This window comes from Sphingobium sp. TB-6 (assembly GCF_012927365.1).
GTDB lineage: Bacteria > Pseudomonadota > Alphaproteobacteria > Sphingomonadales > Sphingomonadaceae > Sphingobium.
In genome coordinates, this window is sequence record NZ_JABBGL010000001.1 from 193670 (window position 1) to 219575 (window position 25906).

Annotated in this window: 21 protein-coding genes and 2 pseudogenes; 19 read left to right on the forward strand and 4 right to left on the reverse strand. The window is 60.9% G+C overall.

What is annotated here, in order from left to right; translation table 11 throughout:
- Positions 1–59 precede the first annotated feature (59 nt).
- Positions 60–253: pseudogene (locus HHL26_RS24145) on the reverse strand (IS5/IS1182 family transposase); the annotation flags it as partial.
- Between the two features lie 55 nt (positions 254–308).
- Positions 309–521: pseudogene (locus HHL26_RS24150) on the reverse strand (IS5/IS1182 family transposase); the annotation flags it as partial.
- 321 nt (positions 522–842) lie between these two features.
- Between HHL26_RS24150 and HHL26_RS00810 the strand changes: the two are divergent.
- From HHL26_RS00810 to bioB, 13 genes are all read left to right on the forward strand, one after another.
- Positions 843–2075 (forward strand): amidohydrolase family protein, encoded by a 1233-nt coding sequence (locus HHL26_RS00810; RefSeq protein WP_169575707.1) that lies wholly within the window; start codon positions 843–845, stop codon positions 2073–2075.
- A 418-nt stretch (positions 2076–2493) separates the two neighbouring features.
- Positions 2494–3210 carry a GntR family transcriptional regulator gene (locus HHL26_RS00815; RefSeq protein ID WP_169575708.1) on the forward strand — a complete coding sequence of 239 codons (717 nt, stop codon included), beginning with the start codon at positions 2494–2496 and terminating at the stop codon, positions 3208–3210.
- A gap of 256 nt (positions 3211–3466) precedes the next feature.
- Positions 3467–4549 carry a zinc-binding dehydrogenase gene (locus HHL26_RS00820; RefSeq protein ID WP_169575709.1) on the forward strand — a complete coding sequence of 361 codons (1083 nt, stop codon included), beginning with the start codon at positions 3467–3469 and terminating at the stop codon, positions 4547–4549.
- Positions 4550–4939: 390 nt separating this feature from the next.
- A complete protein-coding gene (locus HHL26_RS00825; protein WP_240962249.1) occupies positions 4940–5680 on the forward strand; it encodes a PEP-utilizing enzyme in 741 nt (246 codons plus the stop codon).
- Complete coding sequence (locus tag HHL26_RS00830; RefSeq protein ID WP_169575710.1) at positions 5677–7218, forward strand: hypothetical protein; 1542 nt, start codon at positions 5677–5679, stop codon at positions 7216–7218. Before HHL26_RS00825 ends, HHL26_RS00830 begins: the two co-directional genes overlap by 4 nt.
- Entirely contained in the window at positions 7218–8696 is a 1479-nt protein-coding gene (locus HHL26_RS00835) for an AMP-binding protein (protein ID WP_169575711.1), read from the forward strand. Before HHL26_RS00830 ends, HHL26_RS00835 begins: the two co-directional genes overlap by 1 nt.
- Complete coding sequence (locus tag HHL26_RS00840) at positions 8693–9295, forward strand: hypothetical protein (RefSeq protein WP_087573642.1); 603 nt, start codon at positions 8693–8695, stop codon at positions 9293–9295. The genes HHL26_RS00835 and HHL26_RS00840 overlap by 4 nt, the downstream gene beginning before the upstream one ends.
- A 2-nt stretch (positions 9296–9297) precedes the next feature.
- Positions 9298–11040: a pyruvate, phosphate dikinase gene (locus tag HHL26_RS00845; RefSeq protein WP_169575712.1), complete on the forward strand. Its 1743-nt coding sequence runs from the start codon at positions 9298–9300 to the stop codon at positions 11038–11040.
- Positions 11041–11050: 10 nt separating this feature from the next.
- Positions 11051–11551: a biotin/lipoyl-containing protein gene (locus HHL26_RS00850; RefSeq protein ID WP_254911413.1), complete on the forward strand. Its 501-nt coding sequence runs from the start codon at positions 11051–11053 to the stop codon at positions 11549–11551.
- The gene (locus HHL26_RS00855) at positions 11544–12929 is read left to right on the forward strand and encodes a biotin carboxylase N-terminal domain-containing protein (RefSeq protein ID WP_169575713.1); all 1386 of its coding nucleotides are present in this window, start codon (positions 11544–11546) and stop codon (positions 12927–12929) included. The genes HHL26_RS00850 and HHL26_RS00855 overlap by 8 nt, the downstream gene beginning before the upstream one ends.
- A gap of 4 nt (positions 12930–12933) precedes the next feature.
- Positions 12934–14388, forward strand: coding sequence for a pyruvate carboxylase (locus HHL26_RS00860; RefSeq protein WP_169575714.1), 1455 nt, complete (start codon positions 12934–12936; stop codon positions 14386–14388).
- Between the two features lie 2 nt (positions 14389–14390).
- A complete protein-coding gene (locus HHL26_RS00865; protein WP_169575715.1) occupies positions 14391–15581 on the forward strand; it encodes a thiolase family protein in 1191 nt (396 codons plus the stop codon).
- An 84-nt stretch (positions 15582–15665) separates the two neighbouring features.
- A complete protein-coding gene (bioB, locus tag HHL26_RS00870) occupies positions 15666–16640 on the forward strand; it encodes a biotin synthase BioB (protein ID WP_346765555.1) in 975 nt (324 codons plus the stop codon).
- A 239-nt stretch (positions 16641–16879) separates the two neighbouring features.
- Here the strand turns inward: bioB and HHL26_RS00875 are convergent, their stop codons facing one another.
- Together HHL26_RS00875 and HHL26_RS00880 are read right to left on the reverse strand one after the other, a co-directional pair.
- Entirely contained in the window at positions 16880–17263 is a 384-nt protein-coding gene (locus tag HHL26_RS00875) for a nuclear transport factor 2 family protein (protein ID WP_169575717.1), read from the reverse strand.
- A gap of 100 nt (positions 17264–17363) precedes the next feature.
- Positions 17364–18152: an enoyl-CoA hydratase-related protein gene (locus HHL26_RS00880; RefSeq protein ID WP_087573635.1), complete on the reverse strand. Its 789-nt coding sequence runs from the start codon at positions 18150–18152 to the stop codon at positions 17364–17366.
- A 102-nt stretch (positions 18153–18254) separates the two neighbouring features.
- Between HHL26_RS00880 and HHL26_RS00885 the strand changes: the two genes are divergently transcribed.
- The 6 genes from HHL26_RS00885 to HHL26_RS00910 all read left to right on the forward strand — a co-directional run bounded on the left by HHL26_RS00885 (position 18255) and on the right by HHL26_RS00910 (position 25849).
- The gene (locus HHL26_RS00885; protein ID WP_206377297.1) at positions 18255–19112 is read left to right on the forward strand and encodes a 3-hydroxyacyl-CoA dehydrogenase family protein; all 858 of its coding nucleotides are present in this window, start codon (positions 18255–18257) and stop codon (positions 19110–19112) included.
- Between the two features lie 254 nt (positions 19113–19366).
- Complete coding sequence (locus HHL26_RS00890) at positions 19367–20200, forward strand: phytanoyl-CoA dioxygenase family protein (RefSeq protein WP_169575718.1); 834 nt, start codon at positions 19367–19369, stop codon at positions 20198–20200.
- 316 nt (positions 20201–20516) lie between these two features.
- Complete coding sequence (locus HHL26_RS00895) at positions 20517–22937, forward strand: TonB-dependent receptor (protein WP_169575719.1); 2421 nt, start codon at positions 20517–20519, stop codon at positions 22935–22937.
- A 131-nt stretch (positions 22938–23068) separates the two neighbouring features.
- Positions 23069–24868 (forward strand): NAD(P)/FAD-dependent oxidoreductase, encoded by a 1800-nt coding sequence (locus HHL26_RS00900; protein WP_169575720.1) that lies wholly within the window; start codon positions 23069–23071, stop codon positions 24866–24868.
- Positions 24869–24999: 131 nt separating this feature from the next.
- A complete protein-coding gene (locus HHL26_RS00905; protein ID WP_169575721.1) occupies positions 25000–25359 on the forward strand; it encodes a DUF4286 family protein in 360 nt (119 codons plus the stop codon).
- A 94-nt stretch (positions 25360–25453) separates the two neighbouring features.
- Positions 25454–25849, forward strand: a complete 396-nt coding sequence (locus HHL26_RS00910; RefSeq protein ID WP_169575722.1) for a nuclear transport factor 2 family protein — start codon at positions 25454–25456, stop codon at positions 25847–25849.
- The last annotated feature ends 57 nt before the right edge of the window (positions 25850–25906 follow it).

The following is a 25906-nucleotide window of genomic DNA, read 5'->3' on the forward strand; positions in this document are numbered from 1 at the left end:
TGCTGGGCGCCGCATGAGGGGCCGCGCCCGGAGCTGTTATGCACCTGCCGGATTGTGGGAGCCTGTTTCATTATGATGCGGGCGATGGCGGCGACATGCAGTCCGGCGAGAGTTTGGACGTAACGCTCATAGTCTTTGACGAGTCGGGGGAACGAGTTGCCCGTGCGAATGAGCGCTCGACGACCTAGTGGCGTGGCAGGAGAGGAAACACATTTGGTTTGGGTAGTTAGACGGCCTCCAGCGAGATGCCGTGCGGTTCTCCATTGGGCTGTTTGGCTTGGCCTTTCTTCCTGACCGCGCGCGTTCTCGAACAGCTTGACATCGGGATCGGTGACCGAGGCATGGGTGGCATTGGCCCCCTTGTCGCCGCGCAAATCTCACTCGGCATTCCGCCCGCTGGCCTTCCACCTGCCTTCTTTGCCAGGGGTTGAACCGCTGTCGTCATCGTCGCCTTCGGAAGGCTGTTCCCTGGGCTTGAAGCCCTTCATGCTGACCCAGGCTTCGATCAAGGTGCCGTCCACATCACCACCTCGTCCGTTACCTGGACAAGCATGGCCGCAAAGGCGGCTTTACCCCCTCCGCCCGATCTTGCCGGATCAGTCGGTCAGCGCCCGCTCCGCACTTTGTCTGACAGCAGCTTTCAGGGCCATGACGCGGCGCCGGGGCGCTTTCCTGGTTGCCAATGCGCGGCCGACATCGGCATATGCGTTTCTCACCCATTCCAGACGCTCCCCACCGGTGTTCTTGTGGCGAGTGCGCTCGAGAAGGCAGCCGATGATGCGTCGCGCCCGGCCGAGTCTGGTTTGAATTGAGGTGGTAATCCGCCGCCGAGGAGATTCGTAATGAATAGCATTAGGGAAAACCCCGAGCATCTTGGGAAAGAGGAACAAGCTTCGTACCTTAGAAATAAGGTCGACGTGGACAGCCATGAGATGGTGCCGTTCCATTTCTGGGGCGAGGAGTTCGGGGATGTCGGAGACTTCCTCGGCAAGCTCGACATGAAGGCGTCTGGCGAGTTGCGAGCGGGCAATTCGATGCTGAGGCCAGACATCTCCGGTGATGTCACGCCCATCAACCATGACACGGTGTGGAACATCAAGGGTCCGGGAGCGCCCAGTGCGATCGACCTCAGCAGGCGTCCTGAAGTCATGGAGGCGATGGGTATCGAGCGGCAGCTCGTGTTCCCGACGTTCGGACTGATCGGCCTGATCCTCTATTATCTGCCCAATCCGCACGAATATCTGATCTACGATCCTGAGGGCGTGGATCACAAGCGCCTCGGCAAGGAGGCATGCGACGCACACAACAAATGGGCGGCGCGCATCACCAAAGCCACCCAGTCGAAGACCCGGCCCGTCGGGATGGTTCTACCCGATTCCATTCCCGAGATCATGAAGCAGACGGAAGAATTGCTGGCGGCGGGCATCAGGGGCATCATGCTGCCGGCCGGCTCGCCACCCGCGGGCACATCGCCCGCCGACCCGGCCATGGACCCGTTCTGGGAACTGCTTGAGAAGAACGACATCCCGCTGACCCTGCACCTGGGCACCGAATTCGCGTTCATGAGCTCGCTCAAATGGCCGAACAATGTGCCGGCCTTCTATCCATCGCGCGTCTCCTCGGCGGAATTTCAGGTGACGCCCTATCACACGTCTACGCTCCACTTTTGCATGGAAAACTATCTGGTCTGCATGGTCCTTGGCGGCGTATTCGAGCGCTTCCCCCGGCTGCGCGTGGGTATCATCGAATGCGCCGCGCACTGGGTCGGCCCGCTCGCGGAACGGATGGACAATCTCGCCGGCCAGTTCGTCAAGCGGCTGGCGGATCTGTCCATGCCGCCATCCGGCTATCTCGCGCGCAACGTTCGCGCGACGCCTTTCTACTTCGAGCCGGTGGACTATTATATCGATCGCTATCCGGAGCTGGCTCAGGTCTACGCCTACGCAACCGACTATCCTCATGTGGAGGGCGGGATCGAGTCCGACAAGATCTTCCTGGAGAAGCTAAAAGGCAGAGATGAAGCCGTGAAGGAAGGCTTCTTCCGATCGAACGGCCTGTTCCTGCTTCCGGACTGATCGGGATGGCCTTTCCCATCGATATGCCGTTGTCGAGGGCGGGTATCGCCGGGACTTGTCCGGTTGGTGAGCGACACCCTGCGAAGCGTGCTGTCGCTCACCACCCGGAGTCCGGCCGTTCCTGCGATTCGGGCTCGATACCGGCTGTCGCGTGAGCCTGCCCCTGTCGTTGCGGTGCGTATCCATGGTCATGCGGTCATTCTCCATCCGTGGAACAAACGCAGAATAGGGATGATTTTCCGTGAATTTCCGTGCCCTCATTTCCAATTGTCCGATGAGCATGTGGTACTATATTGTACACTCGCCGCAGGTGAGCGTGCTTGCGCGTCGCCGTGAATTGCGCGACACGACAGGAGAACCGCGCAAGCTGCTAGGGCCGATGGAAGAAGTAATGGCGATACAACGGAAGAAAAGAGAAATGAAAACCGCCGCAGGGGGCGTGAGCGACGTTGTGCCTGTCAGCTTGAATGGCGACGCGGCGAGCTCGCCCGATCGGGTTATCGAGACAATCCATCGGGGGATTTTGGTTGGTCGCTATGTTCCCGGCCAGAAGCTGATCGAGGCGGATCTGACGCAAAGCCTGGGCATCAGCCGCGGTCCGGTTCGGGAGGCGCTCAAGCGGCTGGATGCCGAGGGTGTTGTTGAGCTGACCCGGCATCGCGGCGCCTATATCCGTTCCCTGACGCGACAGGAGGTTCTCGACATCCTCGAAATCCTTGAGGTGTTGACGGCGCTGATCGCGCGCCTTGCGGCCAATGCCGTGGCGCGCGACCATAATGCGGAGCTTGTACGCGATGCATTCGAATGGCTCGAAAGATTCAAGGATCCTGCGCTCGAAAATCTTGCCTTCAACGAGCAGCGCAGCCATTTCTATGATACGCTCATCCGGATTGGCGGGAACTCGCAGCTCCAGTCCGTCATGCCGATGATGCGGGTTCACCTGCTCAGGCTTCAGCTGGAATCCTATTTCAGCCCGGAAGACCGGCGGGATCGCGTCGATGAATATGCGTCGATCACCGATGCCGTGCTGGCCGGCGATGCGATGCGTGCCCAGCGCGCCATGCGCAACCATATGAGGAGCATGCATCAACGTATCGGGCGTCTGCCGGATGAGGCATTCGCTCGCCGCACATAAGCCGCACATAAGGTGCCTTGGCGGTTGCCCGCCGATCGATCCTTTCTCCTCCGGCGCTCTCCGGTCATGGGCCGCATCGACCGGCGCGCCTGCCCCAAATCCTGCTCGTCGTCTCGGGGAATGACCCGTGTCCCTGTCCGTCAAATCGCGGTCATCTCAATAATTGTCGTTCCTTTCTGTAGGACACGGTGTTATCCCCTTCCTGCGCGGCTGCACCTCAAGGGGTGAAATATGGCGCATGAGAGAGGATTCGGACATGAACGAGACGATGCGGGCCGCTGTGCTGGAAGGTCCCGGAAAGATCGCGGTCAAGGACGTCCCGATGCCGCAGATCGGCGAGGCGGATGTGCTCATCCGCGTCGTGAATTGCGGCATATGCGGATCGGACGTCCACAGTTTCAAAACGGGGATGTATGTCAAGCCGGGCCAGGTGATGGGCCATGAATTCATGGGCCATATCGCCATGGTCGGCGACAAGGTGGACGGGATTGCCGTCGGCGACCGGGTGACCGGCTTTTCCGCGAGCATTTGCGGCGAGTGCGACGCCTGCAAGCGCGGACAATATATATTGTGCGCGAAACTGTTCACCGGCTCGACCGGCTATGGTCTTCCCGGCGCCTTTGCCGAATATGTGAAGATCGAAAATGCGCTGCTTGGCAGCAATGTGCACAAGCTGCCCGATACGATCGACGATGTTTCGGCGGCGATGATCGAGCCCGTTTCGGTGGGTGTCGCCGCCGCGGTTCAGGCTAATGTCCAGCACGGCGACAAAGTGGTCGTGCTCGGCGTCGGGATGATCGGCAACGCCTGTTTGCAGGCCGCGAAGGCTGCCGGAGCGGCGGAGGTGATCGCGGTGGATGTCAGCCCCGCCCGCCTCGAAATCGCCCGGCAGAGCGGCGCGGACGATGTCTTCGATGCGCGGACCGGCGATGCCACTGAATGGGTGAAGCAGAAGTTCGGCATTGCGCCTTACCACTATAATGAGGGTGGCAATGCCGATGTCGTATTCGAAGCGGCGGGCATCGCCCTCACTATCCAGCAATCGCTGGAGATGGTGCGTCCGGGCGGCACGATCTGCATCGTGGGCCTGCCCGAGCATGCCGCGGAAATCGATACCACCAAGATCGTTCACAAGATGCCCCGGATCGTCGGATCGCTGGGGGGCGATTTCGCGCCCGCCATCGACAGGCTGGCTTCGGGCGCGATCAAGGTGCGGCATCTGATGACGCACAGCTTCCCGCTGGAAGATGCCGCCGAGGCGTTTGCCGTCCAGCTCAAGGCCGGGGAAACGGTGAAGGTGATTATCAACGCCAGTCCGGAGTTTCCGGCGGCGGCATAGGTTTCGATGCCGCCCTGGCGGCGGAAGCAATAGTGACGCAGCGATACCCGTCCTGTCCCTGCCGCCGTGCAGCGGGACCGGACGGGTATTTCTTTGCGCGATCTCCTTGAACAAGGTCCGGCAGGCGGTGCGATGCGCGGCTGTCTGAGCAAAGGATTTACCCCGTTTTTCCATGATGTTCGGTCATTATGGAATCGCCCGCACAGCGCGGATCGAGCGCGTCGATCCGCATCCGCGATCCGCTGCCGCCGCAGTGGTCGATTTCCATTGTTAGTTCAGGATTGCGCTACAATATTGTCGTTTAATAGTTGACAGTCCCGCCGCTTCGGTGCGAAATAGGCAGCATAGAAAAAGCGATTGCTTCCGGGCATTCGAGCAAGGGTGAGGGGAATGATGGGAAGATTGTATACCGATCGAGACCGTTATGGAGAGGCCCCCGCCTCGTTGCTGGTCGAGGCGGTGCACAACGCCGTCCGAGATCTGGTACGAAAGCGATGGAGCGAGAGCGGCGACAGTTGGGCGAGCTTTGCGTTCGGTTCGTCCGACAGGCTTGTGACCAAGGCGGATATGGAAGCGATCGAGCGCCGGATTCTTGGCACCGGCTATCGCTTCGCCTGGTCGTCCATGCTTTCCGTTCGGGATCGGCCGGATATCTACGCAGCCGTGGAGGGCGCGATTGACGATCCTGATTTCAGTTTCGAGCATCCGGACGCGATCGTCGCGCCGGTCGATGGAGAGGGGCGCGAACAGCGGGGCGTCGGTGACAATGTCGTGCGCTGCCCGGCCGATACCGGCGGGATCGCGCGCTACATCCGCACCAGCGAGCGCGTGATCGACTTCATGAAGAACGGCGTTCCCGAAGATACGATAGCGATCATCGACGACAGCGGCGGAACGCTCACTGCGCCGATCCTGGAAGGGTTCAAGGGCGTGATCTGCGCGGGCGGCACCGTTCGTTCGCACCTGGGCATCCTGACGCGTGAATATGGCATACCCTGCCTGATGAATGCGCGGATCAGCGGCATTCGGGAGGGGGAGCGCGTCCTGATAGAGACCAGCGCCGCCGCGCGTACCGCCGAATCCTATCAGAGCGGCATGGAAATGCGCGCGCGTGTGTGGAAGATCGCATGACGGACAATCCGAAAACCCTCAGCTATGTCCAGCTGCTCGAGGCGAACAACCTCATGCAGACTGTGGGCGATGAAACCTATTGGCTGTGCGTGACGCGAACGGTGCAGGGATCGAAACTGTTCCCGGTATCGGCCTATATCATGTTTTCCTATCTGAATGCTTTCTACCGCTATCCGGCGCTGCTCCGGAAGATCGAAGAGCGGATGAAGGCGGAGGAAATCGCCGACCGCAGCCGCAACATGGGCATCAAGATTCAGAATTCCCACATGGGCTGGTGTCTTCCCGCTTTCTACCTGCTGGGTCGCGAATGGCTGATCTCGCTGGGTATGCTGAGGCCGCAGGATGCGGTGGAGGACATTGTCTATGTGCTCGACTTCTGGAAGCGTTTCCAGCTCGCCTGGCATCGCAATGACGGCCATTTGACCAACCGGGAATATGGTCACCGCGCGCAAATCCTGCCCGATCGCCGGCTTGAGATATTCAAGGCGGATATGTTCACCTGCGAACCGGGCGATGCGCTGCACAGCGCGGCCCAGGCGTTCATGGCGACCGCCTCGCAATATGGTTTCCTTGTTTCGTGCGAGAGCCGGATCAGTCTGACGAATTCCGGTCCCTACCGGCTCGACGACACGCATCAGTTGCTGGTTCGCGATTTCATGGACCTTGCCGAATGTTCGTTGCCCTGGCTGGACGGTGTCGCGGCCGATGTTCCCCATAATAATTTCACCGTTACGATGTCGGTTCGCGATTGCCATTTTCATCTGGTCGATGACTGGGGCAGCTTCGAATCCACGCCAGAATTCACGGCGGATAAGCTTGCGGGCGTTGGCCTCTATACTTCCGATCCTCTTACCGATGGCTTTGTGCCTCTTGGCATGGGTTCGCGCGAAGAACTCACCAAAACTTTCCTCGAACTGAACGAGGTGTTGAAGGACGCCACCAACAAATTATGGGTGCGAATGGCCGAATGGTCGCGTGACCAGCTCCTTGACGCGGGCGCGCTGTCCTATTTTGCGGTGATCAAGGATCTCGCCCATGTCGCCGGCGTGTTCGAGGTCGAGGATTGGCTGGAGATCGATCCGCGTGCGGAGCGCTTCCGGCCGTTGCTCAACGATGAATATGGCAATAGCGTGCTGAACGAACTGGTCGGCAGCCTGACCCTTCCGAGCCAGCAAGTCTCTCCTTTCACCATGATGCAGCACAATGATGCCGCCAGACGTATGTTTACACCCGTGCCGCTCTCCATCCTGAACGGCGAGGATTATGTGCCGAGCGCGGGGCCGCCCCAGCCGGGCACCAATAATCTCGACCCGAAGGTTGATCGTTACCGGACAAGCCGGGGCACATTGAGTCTCTCCGAATATAATCGTCTTGCGCAGGAGCACAGGCCGGAAATCTGTTCCGACCGCTACCGGTTCCTTTGCGAGACCTGGGTCAAATATAATGCCGGGACGCCGATGGCCGACGAACTCTACAGGGTTGAGCAACGTCAGTCGCGAACACGGAAAGATCACGGCTCGATGAGTGAGAAAAATTAATGCAGATCGGTTCCATCATCCGTCGCGCCGCCTTGCACTATAAGGACGCGCCCTGCCTTGTCGAAGACGACAGGATCGTCAGCTTCCGCGACTTCGATGCTCTGACCGACCGGCTGGGCAACGCGCTGCTCGCCAACGGCCTTCAGCCCGGCGACCGCGTCGGCGTGCTTCTGCCCAACGGTATCGACTGCCTTGTCGCTTATTATGCGCTTGCCAAGGCGGGGTTGGTGCGGGTCTCGCTCAACACGCGGGAAACGCAGGACAACCACGCCTATAAGCTTGGCGACAGCGGCAGCCGGGCGGTGATCTGCGGCGTCGACGATATCGTGCCCGACACGTTGGACTTCTGCCTGCGCCCCGACGCCATTGCCGAGATGACGCGGACCGGCGCTCCCAGCCCCTGCGCGGTCGACCGCGATCTGGAGGCGCCCTATCGTCTCGGCTATACCGGCGGCACCACCGGGAAGCCCAAGGGCGTGACGCTGACGATGCGCGGCGAAACGGCCGAGCTTTCCGCCTTCCTCATCGACCTCATGCCGGAGATGCATGAGGGCGACACCTTCCTGCATGCCGCGCCGATCGCGCATGCGTCCGGCGCCTTCTTCCTGCCCGCGCTCGTGCGTGGCGTGCGCTCGGTGGTGATGAAGAAGTTCGATCCCCAGGCCTTTCTCGCGCTGGCCGAGGCCGAAAAGGCATCGATGACCTTCCTTGTGCCGACGATGCTGGCGATGATACTCGAACAGCCCGGCTGCGCTGAAACCCGGCTCGATCTGCGCCGTATCGCCTATGGCGCCTCACCGATTGCGGACAGCCTGCTGCGGCGCGGCGAAGCCCGCTTCGGCAAGGTCTTCGCCCAGACCTACGGTCAGGCCGAAAGCCCGATGGTGATCACCTGCCTCAAACCCGAGGATCATGATCGCATCGGCTCGTGCGGGCGGCCCTTTTCCACGGTCGAGGTCGCCATCGTCGACGAGCAGGACAATTTCCTTGCGGCGGGCGAGGTCGGCGAGATCGTGTGCCGGGGTACCCAGCTCATGGCCTATTATTGGGACCGGCCCGAGGCGACGGCGGAGGCGTTCCGCAACGGCTGGCTGCACACCGGCGACATCGGCCGGATGGATGAGGATGGTTTCTTCTACATCCTGGACCGCAAGAACGACATGCTGATTTCGGGCGGCTATAATGTCTATCCGCGCGAGATCGAGGATGTGCTGCTGGGCTATGACGGCGTTGTCGAAGCCGCCGTCGTGGGCCTGCCGGACGAAAAATGGGGAGATCGGGTCCATGCGGTGATTGCCGGGCGTGCCGGTCTTGACGATCAGGCCGTGCTTGCTTTCGCCAGGGAGCGGCTGGCCAATTACAAGCAGCCCAAGTCGATCGAGATCTGGCCCGAGCTGCCCAAGAGCGGCGCGAACAAGATATTGCGCCGCGAGATCCGCGATACCGTGACGGCGCGCCGGGAGGGAGCATCGGCATGAGCCCCATGCATCTGGTTCTCCACGGTCTCGCGATCAAGAAGCATGCCGGGCCGGACGAGATTGCGGGCCTGATCGGGCTCAGGCCCGAGGACACGGCCGAATATTTGCGGGTCGCAACGGCGGGCGGCCGCGCGGTCGAGGCGAACGGGAAATATCTGCTGAGCCCGCTCGCGCGCGTTGCGCTCGAAAGCGATTATTCCCGGCACTATGCCGAGCTGCGCGACGATGCCGACTTCTTTGCCGCCTATGAGGCGTTCGAGCGGATCAATGTCCAGCTCAAGGCGCTGATCACCGACTGGCAGACGATGGAGGTCGCCGGTCAGCGTGTCGCCAACGATCACAACAATAGCGCCCATGATGAAAAGGTCATCGGCCGGCTGGGCGACCTGCACGAGCGCGCCGATAGCATCCTGTCCCGGCTCGCCAAAGGTCTGCCGCGGCTGAACTATTACCGGACCCATCTGCTTTCCGCGTTGGAGAAGGCCGAGGACGGCGCCATCGAATGGGTCAGCGACGCCCGGATCGAGAGCTATCATACGCTGTGGTTTGAACTGCACGAGGATCTGTTGCGGATCGTCGGCCGGACGAGGGTGGAATAATCATGGCGCTTCCCCTGGGAGAATGGGTCCTTGCCCTCGACGGATCGAGCCTGCCGGACAAGGCTTTGATCGGCGGCAAGGCATGGTCGGTCGCGCGGATGAGCGCGCTGGGCCTCAGCGTGCCGCCGGCATTCGTGATCACCACCCGCGCCTGCGCGCATTTCCTTGCGGAAGGGGCTGAGCCGGACAGGCTGGCCGATGAGATAGACGCGGGCATCGCCTGGCTCGAAAGCCGTACCGGCCGCACCTTCGGCAAGGGGCCTCGTCCGCTCCTCGTCTCGGTCCGATCGGGCGCGGCGATATCGATGCCGGGGATGATGGACACTGTCCTCAACCTTGGCATCACCGATGCCACCGAGGCCGAACTGGCCGCGGATTTCGGTGACGCCGGATTTGCGCGCGATACCCACCGGCGCTTCCTCGACCTCTACACCCACATCGTTCTGAAAGGCGAGCTGGAGATCGATCCCGCCGGCGACCCTTCGGGATGGCGCGCCGCGATCGAGCGCGAGACCGGGCAGGGCGTGCCCACCGATGTTCGCGCCCAGCTCCAATCGGCTATCCGTGCCGTATTCGAATCCTGGAATTCACGCCGCGCGCGGCGGTATCGCGAACATCACGGCATTCCCCACGATCTGGGCACGGCCGTCGCGGTGCAGGCGATGGTGTTCGGCAATGAAGGCGACCGTTCGGGAACGGGCGTGCTGTTCAGCCGCAACCCGCTGTCCGGCGCTCCGGAAGCCTATGGCGAATATCTTGGCGGCGCGCAGGGCGAAGACATTGTTTCGGGAAAGCACACGCCCAAACCCCTCGTGGCGATGCGGGAAACCATGCCGGAGGTGCATGACGAACTGCTCGCCGCCGCGCGGAAGCTGGAGCAGGAGAACCGCGACGTTCAGGACATCGAGTTCACCGTGCAGGGCGGCAAGCTCTATCTGTTGCAGACCCGCGCGGCGAAACGGTCGCCGCGCGCAGCGGCACGGATCGCGGTCGACATGGTGGCCGAAGGCATGATCGATGCCGAAGAAGCGCTGTCGCGTGTGTCGAGCGAACAGGTGCGCATCCTCCTCAGCCCGCAACTCGCGGAGGGATCGGCCGACCGCATCAGCCCGGCGCTGACCGGCGAGGCCGCTTCGCCCGGCGTGGGTGTGGGCGTCGTGGTGATGGATTCGGATGAGGCGGAGCGCCGCGCCGGGCTGGGCGAAACGGTGGTCCTGGCCCGCGCGACGACCAGTCCCAACGATCTGCACGGCATGATCGCCGCCTGCGCGATCCTCACCGAACATGGTGGATCGACAAGCCATGCCGCCGTCGTCGGACGCGCGCTCGGCCGGCCCTGCGTCGTCGGATGCGGGGAGGGTACATTGGCGGCGTTCGAAGGCCAGACGGTAACCGTCGATGGCCAGACGGGCAACATCTATCCCGGCGCTCTTCCCGTGGTGACGCCGCGCGAAGAGGATGATGCGGTCCTGCGCCAATTGTCGGCCTGGGCCAGTGAGAGGGCGTCGATTGTCGTCACATCCTCCTCCGGCGGCGGCGGCGACGCCATCGATTTCGACGAAAATGTCGAGGAGGCCAGCGCCTTGTTCGCGTCGCTGCCGCGCGGCGCGACCGTGTCGGGCGCGTTGTTCGCCAATGACGCGAGCGCCGTTCGCTCAGCGATCGCGGCAGGGGCCGCGACCATCGTAACAAAGCCGGTATTGCCGGCGCTGCTGGTGGCGGCCGAACGCCCCAACGAAATTTGAAAGGACAAGCGTGAGCGAGATTTCGACACAGGATATCGAAGCGCTGATGGCGCTGTTCGAGCGCACCGGGTGGAAGGCCATGCACCTCAAACTCGGTGATTTCGACCTGTTCCTCAGCAAGGACGGCAGCGGTTCGGCTCTGGCGGGCGCGCCCTCCGTTCCCGCTTTGCCTTCGGTTCCAACGCCAGCGCCGTCGGCCCCCGCGCCTGCACCCGCCGGAGCGGCGCAGCCTTCCGCCAGCGCGGGTGATCCCGTCGTGCCGCCGGGCTGGGTGCTGGTCACCGCGCCCAGCCTTGGCACCTTCTACCGGGCGCCCAAGCCGGGCGTGCCGATGTTCACCGACTTGGGCGCGAGTGTCGCGAAGGATTCCGAACTCTGCCTGATCGAGGTGATGAAGCTGTTCACCACGCTGCGCGCCACCGCGACCGGTACCGTGCGCGAAATCTATGCGCAGGATGGCCAGTTGGTCGAATATGGCCAGCCGCTGTTCCTGATCGAACCCGATGCCTGACCCCGCCCCCTCGAAAGGACGGCTGTTCGTCGCGAACCGGGGCGAGATCGCGCTTCGGGCGATCCGCGCCGCGCAGGCGCTCGGCATGGAGGCTGTTCTGGGAGTCTCGGCAGCGGATCGCGACGGTCTGGGCGCCCGCACGGCGGATCGCGCCGTCGTGCTCGGTCCGGCACCGGCGCGCGATTCCTACCTCAATGCGAAATTGATCGTGCATGCCGCCAAGGAAACGGGCTGCACGGCGCTTCATCCGGGTTACGGTTTCCTGTCGGAGCGCGCGGAACTGGCCCAGCTCTGCGCGGAGGAAGGCATCGCCTTCGTGGGACCCACGCCGGAATCGATCCAGCAGGTTGGCGACAAGCTTTCCGCCCGCGCCATGGCCAAGGCGGCGAATGTGCCGATGACCAGCGGCAGCGAAGCCGTCGATGATCTGGCCCATGCCCTGCGCCTTGCGGAGCAGATCGGCTATCCCGTCATCACCAAGGCGTCGGCGGGCGGGGGCGGGCGGGGCATGGTCGTCGCCCATGCGCCCGAGGAACTGGCCGCGGCTTTCGATCAGGCGGTGACAACCGCGCGCGAGGCGTTCGGTGACGGTACGCTGTTCATCGAACGCTATGTCGAAGTGGCGCGGCATATCGAGGTTCAGGTCATCGGCGACGGCAAGGGCGGCGTGGTCCATTTCGGCGAACGCGACTGCTCGATCCAGCGCCGCTACCAGAAGATGATCGAGGAGGCGCCCGCCGCCATCCTCTCGCTCGATGTGCGCAAGCGGCTTCATGCCGCGGCGGTGCAGCTGCTTTCATCCATCGACTATCGCAACGCCGGGACAGTGGAGTTTCTCTACGACAGCGCCACTGAGGAATTCTTCTTCATGGAGGTGAATGCCCGCATCCAGGTCGAGCATCCCGTCTCCGAAGCGATTACCGGCACCGATCTCATTCAGGCGCAGATCCGCCTCGCGACCGGCGCCATCGCCGGGTTCGAGCAGGAGGATATCCAGGCGCAGGGCCACGCCATCGAGGCCCGGATCATCGCCGAGGACCCGGACCGCGACTTCATGCCCTGTCCCGGGCGCATCACGCGCTGGTCGCCACCCAACGGCCCGGGCGTGCGGGTCGACAGCGCGATGGAATCCGGCGCGATGGTGCCGCCCTATTATGACAGCATGATCGCCAAGCTGATCGTGCATGGCGCAAGCCGGGAAGAAGCGGTCGACAGGCTCGCCCAGGCGCTGGACGACTTCCAGGTCGAAGGCATCGCCACCAACATTCCGCTGCTGAAATTCATCGTTGCCCATCCGGATTTCCGGACCAACTCCATCAATACGCGCTGGCTGGAGACGCAAGTGCTCCCCGCCTTCCGCGCGCGACAAGGACGCTGACCTCATGGCTCATGTGGAATTTCTCGACCAAACCATCCGGGATGGGCAGCAGAGCCTGTGGGGCATGCGGTTGCAGGCGGGCATGGCGCTGCCGGCCGCATCCTGGCTCGACCGATCGGGCTTCCGTGTGATCGATCTCACTGGTTCGAACCATTTCGAGGTGCTGATCCGCCATTGCCGGGAAAATCCCTGGGCGATGATGGACGCGCTGGTGGAGGCGATGCCCCATTCGGTGCTCCGTTCGGGCATGCGCTCCAACGCCAGCGTCACTTTCCGCACGACCCCCGACGCGCTGATGGATGCCTGGATGCGCCAGCTCAACCGGCATGGGGCGCGCAGCTTCTGGATCTATGACGTGCTGTTCAACATCGACAAGATGTTGCGGCTTGCCAAGGTCGCGAAGGAATTCGGTTCGGAGGTCGCGGGCGCGATCATGTTCACGCTCTCTCCGGTCCATGACGACGCTTATTATGCCGACAAGGTCGACAAGCTCGCGGCGTCGGACGATATCGACACCATCCTGCTCTATGACACGGCTGGCGTGCTCGAGAAGGAGCGGCTGACGACGCTGCTCCCCGCGATCGTGTCGAAGGCACGCGGCAAGCCGATCGAGTTCCATGCGAACAACATCCTCGGCCAGTCGGGCAAGGCCTATCTCGACTCGATCCCGTTGGGCGTCACCATCCTGCACACGGCGAGCCGGCCGATGGCCAACGGCCCGTCGGTGCCGTCGACCGAAAGCGTGGTCGACAATATCGAACTGCTGGGTCACACCCACAGCCTCGACAAGAGCCTGTTCGCCCCGGTTGCCGATCATTTCGAAAAGGTCGGCAAGGCGGCGGGCTTCCTGGTCAACCAGCATAATGAATATAATGTGCTCTCGACCCTGCATCAGATTCCCGGCGGCATGATAGGCACGCTCAAGGCGCAGCTGGCCCAGCACAGGATGTCCGAGCGCTTCGACGAGGTGCTCAAGGAAGTCGCGGTCGTGCGGCGCGAACTGGGCTATCCCGGCATGGCGACGCCCTTCAGTCAGTTGGTCGGCATCCAGGCGGTGCTGAACGTGGTGAAGGGGGAGCGCTATGCCATCATCCCTGACGAAATCGTCGAATATGCGGCGGGCTATTATGGTGAGCCGGTCGCGCCCATCGATGCCAATGTGCTTGACCGGATCATGAACTGTCCGCGCGCGAAGCATGTCCTCGATCATCCGCCCGAACAGCCGACCATCGAGGAATTGCGCAAGCGTTACGGCACCGAAGACGACGACGAACTCATTCTGCGTGCGCTCATGCCTGAATCGGATCTGCAGAAAATGCGCGAGGCGGGGCCGCTCAAGCGCTCTTATCCGATGCTGTCGTCGCCCGAACTCGATCAGGCGGCCAAGCTGATGAAAACCGCGACTTCGCCCTATGTGCAGTTCCGCAGCGCCGGCCTGTCGCTGATGCTGAGCCGTTGACCATGCGCCGCGCCGTCATTGTCGATGTCGTGCGGTCGCCCTTTGGCCGCGGCCGTGCGGGAGGGGCGCTCGACGGGCTCCATCCGGTCGATCTCTACGCACAGATATTGCGCGGCCTTGTCGCGCGCACGGGCATCGATCCGGCGCTGGTAGAGGATGTCATCACCGGCTGCGTCATTCAGGTCGGCGAACAGGCGGGCAATATCGGCCGGCAGGCGGCGCTGGCGGCGGGCTTCCCGGAAAGCGTGCCCGCCGTGACCCTCGACCGCAAATGCGGATCGGCCCAGCAGGCGTTTGATTTCGCGGCGCAGGGCGTCATGGCGGGCGCCTATGACATCGTGATCGCTGGCGGCGTCGAGATGATGAGCCTTGTTCCGATGCGCGCCAACCGGCTCGGCAAGGACGCCGACGGGGTGCGGCTCAAGGCACGCTATCCGGACGGGTTCATACGCCAGGGGGTCTCCGCCGAACTCATTGCGGCACGATGGAATGTTTCGCGAGAAGAGATGGACGCCTTCTCGCTGCGTTCGCACCGTCTCGCCGCAGTTGCGGAGGACAGCGGGCTTACGGCGCGCAGCATAATTCCCGTCGAGGTTCCAGCCCCGGAGGGTGCCCGCTGGGTGACCCATGATGAGGGGCTGCGCCGCGAGACGTCGCTGGAGCGGCTGGGCACGCTCCAACCCGCGTTCGAGGATGCGGCCATGTCTGCCCGCTTTCCCGAAATCCGCTGGAGTGTGACCGCTGGCAATGCAAGCCAGGTCACAGACGGCGCGGCGGCGGCGCTCATCATGGAAGAAAGCGTGGCCGCGCGGCTGGGTCTGAAGCCGCGCGCCGCGATCACGCATTTCGCGGTCGCGGGCGACGATCCGCTCCTCATGCTCACCGCGATCATGCCCGCCACGCGCAAGCTGCTCGATCGCGCAGGGCTGTCCATTGGCGATATCGCGGCTTTCGAGGTCAACGAGGCCTTCGCCTCCGTTCCGCTCGCCTGGATCAAGGATCTGGGCGTGTCGCCGGATCGCGTCAATCGCTATGGCGGAGCGATTGCGCTGGGTCATCCCGCCGGAGGGTCCGGCGGCCGCCTGCTCATCAACCTGCTCGCCGCGCTAGATGAAAGCGGCGGCCGTTTCGGTCTTCAGACGATGTGCGAATCCGGCGGCATGGCTAACGCCACGCTCTTCGAGAAGATTTAGGGAGCCAGCGAAATGACGGCGACAAATGACGTGATTGAAAAAGCGCTTCCTGTCGAGAAAGGTGCCGGAGCAGCCGACGCGACCATAAGAACCGACTGGACCCGCGCCGAAATCTCCGCGCTGTTCGATCTGCCGTTCAACGACCTGCTCTGGCAAGCGCAGAAGGTGCATCGCGCGCATCATGATCCGAATACTGTCCAGCTTTCTACGCTGCTTTCGATCAAGACCGGCGGCTGCGCGGAGAATTGCGGCTATTGCAGCCAGTCGGCGTCTTTCGACACCGACGTAAAGGCCGAAAAGCTCAAGGCCGTGGACGAGGTGTTGGAAGCGGCGCGCGCGGCCAAGGCAAGCGGTTCCGAACGCTTCTGCATGGGTGCGGCTTGGCGCAGCCCCAAGGATCGCGACATGAATGCCATCGTGGCGATGATCGAAGGCGTCAGGGCGATGGGGCTTGAGACCTGCATGACGCTCGGCATGCTCTCCGACGAGCAGACCGAGCGGTTGGCGGAAGCGGGGCTCGATTATTACAACCACAATATCGACAGCTCTCCCGAATATTATGAGAAGGTGGTTTCGACACGGACCTTTGATGATCGGCTCGATACGCTGGCGCGGGTCCGAAAAAACGGCATCAACGTCTGTTCGGGCGGCATCGTCGGCATGGGTGAGAGCCGGGCCGACCGCATCGGCTTCATCCATGCGCTGGCGACCTTGCCCGAACATCCGGGCAGCGTGCCGATCAATGCGCTGGTGCCGATAGAAGGCACGCCGCTCGGCGATATGCTGAAGGATGTTCCCGCCCCCATCGACGATATCGAATTCATCCGCACCGTCGCCGTCGCGCGGATCGCGATGCCGGGCGCGGTGGTGCGGCTGTCGGCAGGGCGTGAGAGCATGAGCGAGACCACGCAGGCGCTCTGCTTCCTGGCCGGGGCAAATTCCATCTTCACCGGGGACCGGCTGTTGACGACCGGCAATGCCGGGACGGATGCCGATGCCGGTCTTTTCCGTAAACTGGGTCTCGCGACTTCCGTGAACAGGTCGAACGACAGGGGCTGACTCCCATATCGTTCATGGAATGGGCGTGGCGTCATTGTCGCCGGGTCGAAGCTTCTTCCACTGCACGGGAGGGAGTTGAAAAGGCCGAGTTCCCGACGAGGGAATAGGGCTGGCGAGGGCATCGGATCATGGGCGCATTTCCCATGATCCGATGACCAAAATGACGGAATGCGCTCGATCCGGCTGTCAAACCATCGAGGAAGACGATGCTTCCTCAAATTACCCGCGCACGGATTTCATCATGCGCTGGGGTTCAGCGTCGATTGTGCCAGTGCCGTATCGAAATAGGAGCGAACGGAAGAAATCTTGTCCCCATCAATCGAAAAAAGATAATGATATTGATTGAAATATTCCTTGCCGGATTTCAGCTTTGCGCGCGTCTCGGCTTCCACCGCGACCCTGTCATTTTCCGAAGTCGTGCCTATTATCTTGAGGGTTTCGCTACCCTCTTCGATCAGGGCCTGAAAATAGGCATTTGCCGCTTGGGCATGTTCCTGGATTTCTCCGGCCCCTGTCATCCAATATGTGAAGTCAGCGCTACAATGTCTCTCCATCGCGACGGGAAGTCCCTCGCTTGCCATCGTCGCCAGGAATGAATGAGCCAATTGCGTGTTCTTGTTCATATATGTCTCCGGGTTGTTATCATATCAGCCATGCCCTCGCTTCGATGAAAAGGCGGAGCCAGGGGATGAAGTCATGCCGCGATAATGGAATATCCCGGCATCAGTGCCCGACCCATATAGGAGGGCGTTTCTCGATAAAGGCGCGTGGGCCTTCCGCGAAATCGTCGGTGGTCATGATGACCGCCTGTGCCCTGAGGCTTAATTGGTTGAGATCGGAATCGGTCCGGTCGAAGGCGAGCCGCGCGACTTTAAGGCTCTCCCGCACGGCAACCGGCGCATTTTCGCAAATCTGCCGAGCCAGAGCGAGCGCCGCGTCGAATATGTCGGCTTTCGGCACCATCCGATTGATCAATCCCATCTCCAGCGCCCGGCTGGCCGGCAGTGCCTCTCCGGTCGCGACGAGTTCAAGCGCGATCGCGCGTGGAAGCGCCCGGGGAAGACGATAAATGCCGCCCGCCGCGGCAACCAGGCCCCGCTTGACTTCAGGCAGGGCAAAACGCGCGTCTTCGGAGGCGACAATCAGGTCGCAGGCCAGTGCGAGTTCAAATCCTCCGGCCATCGCGACCCCATCGACGGCAGCAATCCAGGCCTTTGCCCGGTCCGCGTGGACAAAGGCGGCGAAGCCGCCGACGGGATCGATCAGATCGTTCATTCCGCCCGCCGACACTTCCTTGAGATCGGCGCCCGCGCAAAAGGCCTTGCCCCCTTCGCCGGTCAGGATCGCGACCCAGATATCAGGGTCCTTTTCCACCTTGTCGACGATCTGGCGCATCGCGCGGGTGGCCGCGCCGTTGATCGCATTGCGTGCTTCGGGCCGGCGCAGCGTAACAAGTGCGATATGATCGTCGATCATCTCAAAGCCAACGACGTCCGAGCCGATATCGGCCATATGTTCCCTCCCTTTCGCGCATTTTCGGCTTTCGCCAGAATCGACTTGCATGGTCATGTGTCATGGTAGTAATAGGACAATATTGTAACACAAGATAGTAGCATGATGATGCAGACTCAAAATAAGAAGAGTGGCGTTGCGGGCGCTGGCCTGATGGGCGCCGAAATCGCCCTTGTGCAGGCATTGGCGGGCCATGACGTGCTTCTTCTGGACCGCGACCGGACAGCGCTGGACGGCGCGATGGCCCGTCTGGATAGGCTGTTGGACAAGGGGGTTGGGCGAGGGTTTTACGAGGCGCCGGAAGCATCCCAGGCGCTCTCCCGCATCCGCCCGACCGTCGACATCGCCGACTTTTCCTCCTGCGGCATCGCGACGGAAGCGGTGTTCGAGGATGCCGGCGTCAAGGCTCTTGTCCTGCGTCAGCTGGATGCGGTGCTCCCCCCGGGCGCGATGATCGCGACCAATACGTCGACGATTCCGATTTCGGTGCTGGCATCGCATGTCGGCGAGGCGCGGCGTCCGGATTTTATCGGCATGCATTATTTCTCGCCGGTCAGTCGGATGAAGCTGGTGGAGGTGGTCCCCGCGATCTTTACCAGCGAAGCCTGTGTGGCGCGGGCCTATGCGCTTGCCGAAGCCACGGGCAAGGTCCCGATCCGGGTGAAGGATGTGCCGGGCTTCGCGATCAACCGCGTGCTGCACATGTTCATGATCGAGGCCGTCCGCCTGATCGAGGAGGGCGTGGTCAGCGTTGAGGATCTCGATACTGCCTGCCGTCTGGGTCTTGGCCATCCCATGGGTCCGTTCGAATTGATGGACGCGACCACATCCAGCCTTTGCCTGTCGGCGCAGCAGATCATGTTTGAGGCCTATGGCGAACGTTTCCGTCCCCGCCCCCTTCTCAAGCAACGGGTCGCGGCCGGCCTTGTCGGCGGCAAGGGGCGCAAGGGCTGGCGCTGATAGGCCACGAAAGGTTCCATGCGCCGAAACGACGGAAATAGGGGCGGGCTTGTGGTCGGAAAGATCGTGACCAACATCGGCGCGGAACATGGGTCGCCGGGCCAGGGCAGGCCGTTTCATAGCGGCAGGTGATTTTCCCCCAAGCAGCATGACCGCTGCTGAATTATAGCGGACACGCCTCACGATTCATATTGTGGTCCTATAAGATTATAGTACAATCGCTTGTGAGAAACAAAATGGACTTGGAGAGAACCATGAACGATAGTGCCCTTGAGCTCGACGATCTCACTGTCCGGCATCGCGACGATCTGATCGCGAATGGATATTCGATCATGCCGGACGCGCTCGATTCCGCCCTCTGCGACGAGCTGGTGGCTGAGTTCGGGCGCATGAAGGGCAAGTGGCGTCGGGCCCATGTGCAGGATTTCCACGGCCACAGGACGGCCCGCTATTTCGACCTTCTGAACGCGGCGCCGATCTTCCAGCAAATCCCCATCGCGCCCAAAGTTCTGCCCGTGGTGCGTGCGACCATAGGCGAGGATTGCCTTTTGAGCAGCTACGGTTCGGTCTCGATCGGACCGGGCGAGCCGGCCCAGATTATTCACGCGGACGATTATACCCATTTGTTGCCCCGGGATCATCCGACCTATTTCGTCAATGTCATCCTGGCGTTGAGCGATTTCACGGAAGAGAATGGTGCTACCAGGGTCATCCCCGGTAGCCATCTCTTCGATCAATATCCGGATTTCGAGAAGTCCGCTTCCTATGAAACCATAGCGGCAGAGATGTCCAAGGGGAGCGCGCTCTTCACCCTGGGCTCCATTTATCACGGCGGCGGAGCAAACCGGACGGCGGATGAAGTCCGGCACGGCATGACCGTCGCTTATGTTGCGAACTGGGCCAGGCCGCAGGAGAATTTCACGGTCGCGGTGGCGCAGGAGCGTGCCGCCACCTTCGACCCGGAACTGCAGGCGTTGATGGGTTGGCGTCCAAGCAAGATTCCGGTCGGCCGCATCTATACTGCGCCCGAACATTATAGTGGCCCCATGGCTGACAAAATCGCGCTGAAGGAAGAGTTTCAGCTATAGGACTCGATCCGCGCTACGCTCGGATGTCCTTCGATGGATTTCGGTGGGCGAGTACGGATCAGGATATTGCCGGACGCGCGCTCGGCTGGCTGGTCCAGCCGAGCGGAGTGCGGTCCGGTGCCGCATTGAGAAGTCGCGGCTGCATGGGCATTTGCCGTCTGTGGTCGTTCGGTTCGGCTTGCGTTGGCTCGTGGGCGACGTTGCCTCCAGTGGGCGCGCGGCCAAGGCCCGGCATCACGATTTTCTATTGTGGTCCTATAAAATTATAGTACAATCTTGCACGAGAAACAAAACAGGCTCCGGGAGAGATTCTGACATGGGTACTCATCTATTCTCCACGACTTCCATTGCTATGGCGATGCTGCTGGCAGCAGGTTCCGCGTCGGCGGCCGAATCCTCTGCGCCTGACGTTCCGACCGCAAAGTCGGGCGGCGATGGCATCAGCGACATCATCGTCACCGCACGCCGTAAAGAGGAGAGGATGCAGACGGTTCCTGTCGCGGTCAGCGCGGTTACACCGGAACAAATCGCCAGTCGCGGCAACTTCGAGGTGACGGATCTCAAGTACACAGTGCCGGGCCTCAATGCTTCGGAGGGTTTCGGCGGTTCGCGCAACTCGCTTATTTTCACCCTGAGGGGGCAGAGTCAGGCGGGCGGAACCCTCTTTCCCGCGGTGGTGACCTATTTTGCCGAAGTTCCTGTCCTCAACCTCAATCGCGGGCAATTCTTCGATCTGGAGAGCATCCAGGTGCTGCGCGGCCCCCAGGGAACGTTGTTCGGCCGCGTCACTGACGGCGGCAACGTCATGGTTGCGCCGCAAAGGCCCGTCGATCGCTTCGAGGGATATGTTGAGGCAAAGGCCGGTAATTATGACCTGCGAGGCGTCGCCGGTGCGCTCAATATACCGATCGTTCCAGGAAAGTTGCTCGTGCGCGGAGCTTTCGAAATCAACCGGCGCGACGGTTACACGCGAAATCTGGGCTCCGGGCGGAAGCTCGACGATGTACATTATGACTCCGCCCGTATCAGCGTGTTGTTTAAGCCGACCGACGAGTTCGAAAATACGCTTATCTACAATTACAACTCCGTCAATGAGAACGGCACTTCAAATAAACTGATCGATTTTAACCCGTTGGGCCTCCTCGCGGTTCTGAATGGACCGGCGTTCGTGGCTCAGATGCAGGCAGATATCGCGGCGCAACGGGCCTTGGGGCCGCGCTCTATAAATATTGGTTCCACAATGTGGGGTGAGAATTACGGACTATATTCAAAATCTAAAAATCATTATGTTGTAAATAAGACTGTATTGAAGCTGAATGACAACATAGAAATTAAAAATGTCTTGGCTTATATTTATTTCAAGAATCATTGGGGATCTGATTTCGATGGTAGCTCGGTCGTTGCAGTGGACACGCCTAATCAGTTCTACCCAGATCCTGCCTTTTATAAGGAACAGTGGAGTGAAGACCTGCAAATTCAGGGAACCGCTTTCGATAACAGGTTGAATTATACCTTAGGAACCTATTGGGACTGGCAGAAAGTGCCAGGAAAAGCGGAAAATTTCGGCGTCAGCCAACTGGGCATACCGCTACAAAGAATTATCGTCAGCTATCCAAAGACGCGCAGCAAGGCGGTCTATGGACAAATCGGCTATGATCTCTCCAGCGTCCTGCCTGGTCTGAAGCTTGATGCCGGGTTGCGCTACACCAAGGATTCGGTCAACGCGTCGTTCGCGAACTATTTGGGTTTTGCGTTCACCGACGCAGACCTTAGCGCGACCGCTATGCCGCATGGGCAGTGCGTTACCAATCTCGCTGACTATCCCGCCATGATCGGCGTGGCGAGCGTGCCCTGCACGAGGGCCAAGCAGAGTTCGAGCGCGGTGACGGGCACGTTCGGCCTCAGCTATCAGATCGATCCAAGAAAACTCGTCTACGCGAAGATCAGCCGCGGCTATCGGCCCGGAGGCATCAACACGGTTTCGACAGGGGGGGTGGTTCCCACCTACAGTCCGGAATATGACTTGAGCTTCGAAATCGGCGCCAAGCTCGATTATAATATCGGCTCGATGCGAGCGCGCACCAACATCGCTGCATACACGGATCGCTTCACCGATATTCAAGCGAATGTTAATCAGATTGGTCCTGGCGGTGTGGCGGCCGTGATCATAACCAATGCCGCCGAAGCGAGGATAAAAGGCATCGAACTGGAACAAATGCTCGTGCCATTCGAAGGAATGACGCTTGGCGCAACCTGGGCCTATACGGATGCTCGCTATCTGAACAGGCTGAGCCCGAGTGAACTGGAAATCGCTTGTCCGAGCAACCCGTTGACAAATCCGGTAGCTGGAATCGGGTTCTGCCCGCTCAACCCGCTGCCGAGCACGCCCAAGCACATGGTCAACCTGTCGGCGCAATATATTTTGCCACTGCCAGAGAATTTCGGTGAGGTGACCATTGGTGGAAGTTGGTATCACCGCTCTGAGTTCCCCGAATTTTTCACGCTGCCTGGCCAGCGAGTCGCGCCCTTGTCGTTGCTTAACCTCGACGTGACATGGAAGCATGTGCTTGGGTCCAAGGTGGACGCGACGCTCTTCGCCACCAATGTTACGAACAAGACTTATATCTCGCAACCAAGCGCGCTTTTGGCGGCGTCCTCCTATGGCATTGCCACCGCCACCTATGGCGAACCGCGCATGTGGGGCCTGAAGCTTCGTTACGGTTTCGGGGCCGAATAGACTGAGGGAGCGGTTGTCATGGCACGGGAAACCGGGAGTTTCACGGGCCGGCCATGATTTCCGCCCCATCCCGTAGGCCGGGTGGTTCACCCGGCTTTACCATCTGCAAACGTCAGGAATAGGATTGAGATATGGATCGAGAGGCACTTGGCGGTTCGGAGATCGAGGTGGATCCCGACGCTCTCCGTCAGAAATACCGTGAGGAGCGCGACAAACGCCTGCGGCCGGACGGCGCCACTCAATATCTCAGCGCGGAAGGCGACCTGGCGCACTTCAAGGAAGATATTTACGCGAAACCCGTGGCGCGCGATCCGGTCTCGGTCGATGTGGGCGTGGTGATCATTGGCGGCGGCTTTTCGGGCTTGCTGGCAAGCTCCGATCTTGAAAAGCGAGGCGTCGAGGACTTCTGCATCATCGAGGAAGCGAGCGACTTCGGCGGTACCTGGTATTGGAACCGTTATCCGGGCCTCGCATGCGATGTCGAATCCTATTGCTATCTGCCGTTGCTGGAAGAAGTCGGCTATATCCCCACCCGCAAATATGCGAGCGGACAGGAGATATTCGAACATTGCCAGCGCCTTGGCAAACATTACGATCTCTACCGGCGGGCCTATTTCCAGACGACCGTCACCAGCGTCGCCTGGGATGAGGACAGCGCCCGCTGGATCGTCAAGACCAATCGGGACGACGTCTTCAGGGCCAGGTTCCTTATTCGCGCGGGCGGCGGGTTGAACAAGCCCAAGCTTCCGGGCGTGCCGGGAATTTCGCGGTTCAAGGGACATTCGTTCCACACGGTCCGCTGGGACTATGAATATACAGGCGGCGGCCCCACCGGGGAGCTTGTCGGGTTGAAGGACAAGAAAGTCGCGATCATCGGCACGGGCGCGACGGCAATCCAGTGCATTCCCCATCTCGGGGCGTGGGCCAAACAGCTCTATGTCTTCCAGCGCACGCCCTCCTCGATCAATGTTCGCGCGAACCGGCCTACCGACCGCGAATGGGCCGGCTCCCTGCCGCACGGCTGGCAAAAGCAGCGCATGACGAATTTCGAGTCCATGGTCAGCGGAATCTACCAGGAAGAAGACATGGTCGCCGATGGGTGGACCGATATCTTCTCCACGGTGTTCCACTTCGCGGCGCCGGACAAGAACAAGCTCACGCCTGGTGATGTCCTTCAGATGGCAGACTTCAAGAAGATGGAGGCCAACCGAAGAAGAATAGACGAGATCGTAAAAGATCCCGAAACGGCGGAAGCGCTCAAGCCATGGTATAATATGATGTGCAAGCGGCCCTGCTTCAGCGATGAATATCTGCAGACATTCAATAGAGAGAATGTGAAGCTGGTCGATACAAAGGGCAAGGGCGTGTCGGAAATCACCGAGAATGCGGTGGTCGTCGATGGGCAGGCCTATCAAGTCGACTGCATCGTCTATGCGACCGGATTCGGATTCGGCGTCTCAAGCGAAGATCAGATGGGTTATGAAATCTATGGACGTAATGGTCTGTCGATAACGGAATATTGGGCGCAGGGGCTGAAGACGCTGCACGGGATTCATACCAACCAATTCCCCAATTATTTCGTCACCTTCGGGCCGCAGGGGCCGCTTTCCATCAATATTCCGTTCGCCCTCCAGGCGCAAACCGAAGTGATTGCGGAGATCATTGCCGATTGCGCCAGAAACAGGGTCCGGACATTCGAGGTCACTGCCGAGGCGGAGGTGCGTTGGCAGGAGAAGCTCAAGGACAAGGCATTTTCCAGAGCGAAATTCTACGAAGAATGCACGCCGTCCTATTATAATGCCGAAGGGACATCGATCGGATTTCTGGATCTGTTCTATTTCGGCGGGCCGGTAGATTATACCCAAGTCGTGCGCGAGTGGCTGAACAACGGCGGGATCGAGCGGGACATCGAGCGGACATATCTGGAATGACATGCCGTCCTGGCTGCATTGATCCATTTTAGGGCCGTGCGAGCCTGCCATGGGATCGCACGACACTTTCCTGAATCGGGGTTGTTGCACCGATATGCTGGATGCCTCATGATCGGAAAGAGGATGTTGAGATGGCCAGATACAGATTGATCGCATTTACCGATCCGGTCGCGGGCGGGGATCAGGACTATAATGACTGGTACAACAAGGTGCATCTGGCGGATGTCGTCGCGATCCCCGGATTCATGTCCGCCCAGCGTTTCGTTCTGAAGGCTGCCACCGCCGGCGAGATCAGGAACCGATATGTCGCGATCTACGATATGGAGACCGACGATCCCATGGCAGTGATGGCCGAAGTCGGCCGCCGCGCCGGGACGGAACAGATGTTTGTTTCCACGGCGCTGGATGCCGCGTCCGAAAACAGCGGCATCTTTGAGCCCTGTTCGGAAATCGTCTACGCTCCCGGACATGCGCCGGGCTTGCCGGGTTGATGGCGCGAGCCATGACCGGGCCGGTTTCAGGGAGCCAGTTTCATGGTCGGCGTCTGCTTCTTCGCAGATGTGAACAGGGCGGGGAGAATATATCATGACCGGGTCCATCACGACGCCTTCCGCCGACGTGGCGCTCGCGCAGAGGTTTTTCGACTCCATCGAGACGGGCGATATCCAGGCTGTGGTCGACTGTTATGTCGACGATCCCCTGATCTGGCACAACACGGATGGCAAGGAGATGACGTTGGCCGATCAGGTCGCCGCTCTGGGCTTCCTGGACGCGCATTTTCCTGAGCGGCGTTTCCGGGACCGCCGGGTAAGCGCGTTCGAGGGCGGATTTGTGCAGCAGCATATCTTTTGGGGCCGCCATCTGGACGGCCATGAGATGGAGTTTCCCTCCTGCGTGGTCTGCCGGACGCGGGACGGCCGGATAGAACGGCTCGACGAATATCTGGACTCCGCGCCGTTCAGGGCGCCGGAAGAAAGCTGAAATTGATCGAGGCGGCGGCCGGATGAAGTGGCCGCGTTATCGGCAAGAGAGAAAAGG